This is a genomic window from Actinosynnema sp. NPDC023658 (assembly GCF_040639995.1).
Taxonomy (GTDB): domain Bacteria; phylum Actinomycetota; class Actinomycetes; order Mycobacteriales; family Pseudonocardiaceae; genus Actinosynnema.
Window position 1 is genome coordinate 1 of sequence record NZ_JBFAAX010001252.1, and the last position, 1,455, is coordinate 1,455.

Consider the following 1,455-nt stretch of genomic DNA (forward strand, 5'->3'; position numbering starts at 1 on the left):
CTAGGCTGGTGGCAGTTCACCTAGGAGGAAGACCAGCCGTGTCCGTCGTCGGTGTCCTCGCCCTTCAGGGCGACGTCCGTGAGCACCTCGTCGCGTTGGCCGAAGCCGACGTGCTGGCCCGCCCGATCCGCCGCCCCGAGGAGTTGGCCGAGGTCGACGGCGTCGTGCTGCCGGGCGGCGAGTCGACGACCATCAGCCGCCTGCTCGCCACGTTCGACCTGCTGGAGCCGCTGCGCGCCCGCGTCAAGGAGGGCATGCCGACCTACGGGTCGTGCGCCGGGATGATCCTGCTGGCCGACCGCGTGCTGGACGGGCGCCCCGACCAGCACCAGCTCGGCGGGCTCGACATCGTGGTGCGCCGCAACGCGTTCGGCAGGCAGGTCGACTCCTTCGAGGCCGACCTCGACTTCACCGACGTGGGCGAGGTGCACGCCGTGTTCATCCGCGCCCCGTGGGTCGAATCGGCGGGGGAGGACGTGGAGGTACTCGCCCGGGTGCCCGAATCCGAGGACGCCGGTGAGGCCGCCGGTAGGATCGTCGCGGTTCGGCAGGGGCACGTGCTCGCCACCTCGTTCCACCCGGAACTGACCGGTGACGGGCGGGTGCACCGCCTTTTCGTGGACATGGTCCGTGCCGCGGGCTGAGGATTCGACGGAGGAGAAATGAGCGGCCACTCAAAGTGGGCGACCACCAAGCACAAGAAGGCCGCAATCGACGCCAAGCGCGGCAAGCTCTTCGCGCGGTTGATCAAGAACATCGAGGTGGCGGCCCGCACCGGCGGGGGTGACCCCGACGGCAACCCGACCCTGTACGACGCCATCCAGAAGGCGCGCAAGAACTCGGTGCCGCTGGACAACATCGAGCGCGCCCGCAAGCGCGGCGGTGGCGAGGAGGCGGGCGGCGCCGACTGGCAGACCATCATGTACGAGGGCTACGGCCCCAACGGCGTGGCGGTCCTGGTCGAGTGCCTGACCGACAACCGCAACCGGGCCGCGTCCGAGGTCCGCACCGCGATGACGCGCAACGGCGGCTCGATGGCCGACCCCGGCTCGGTGTCGTACATGTTCACCCGCAAGGGCGTCGTGATCGTGCCGAAGGGTGACGGCCTGAGCGAGGACGACGTGCTCATGGCGGTGCTCGACGCGGGCGCGGAGGAGGTCAACGACCTGGGCGAGAGCTACGAGGTCGTGTCCGAGGCCGGTGACCTGGTCGCGGTGCGCAAGGCGCTCCAGGAGGCCGGGTACGACTACGAGTCGGCCGAGGCCAACTTCCTGCCGTCGGTGTCGGTGCAGCTGGAGGCCGAGGGCGCGCGGAAGATCTTCAAGCTGATCGACGCGCTGGAGGACTGCGACGACGTGCAGAACGTGTTCGCGAACTTCGACGTGTCCGACGAGGTGATGGCCGAGGTCGACTGACCTCGCCCGGTGGTTCCCCTCAGCCCCGCGCCGGTCCGCC

The 1,455-nt window shown here is 70.0% G+C and carries 2 protein-coding genes; both read left to right on the top strand.

Annotated features, from left to right (window positions below; translation table 11 throughout):
- Positions 1-8 precede the first annotated feature (8 nt).
- Positions 9-644 (top strand): pyridoxal 5'-phosphate synthase glutaminase subunit PdxT, encoded by a 636-nt coding sequence (gene pdxT / locus AB0G02_RS40000; protein WP_360805697.1) that lies wholly within the window; start codon positions 9-11, stop codon positions 642-644.
- Positions 645-662: 18 nt separating this feature from the next.
- Positions 663-1,415, top strand: coding sequence for a YebC/PmpR family DNA-binding transcriptional regulator (locus tag AB0G02_RS40005; RefSeq protein ID WP_360805694.1), 753 nt, complete (start codon positions 663-665; stop codon positions 1,413-1,415).
- Positions 1,416-1,455: the final 40 nt, after the last annotated feature.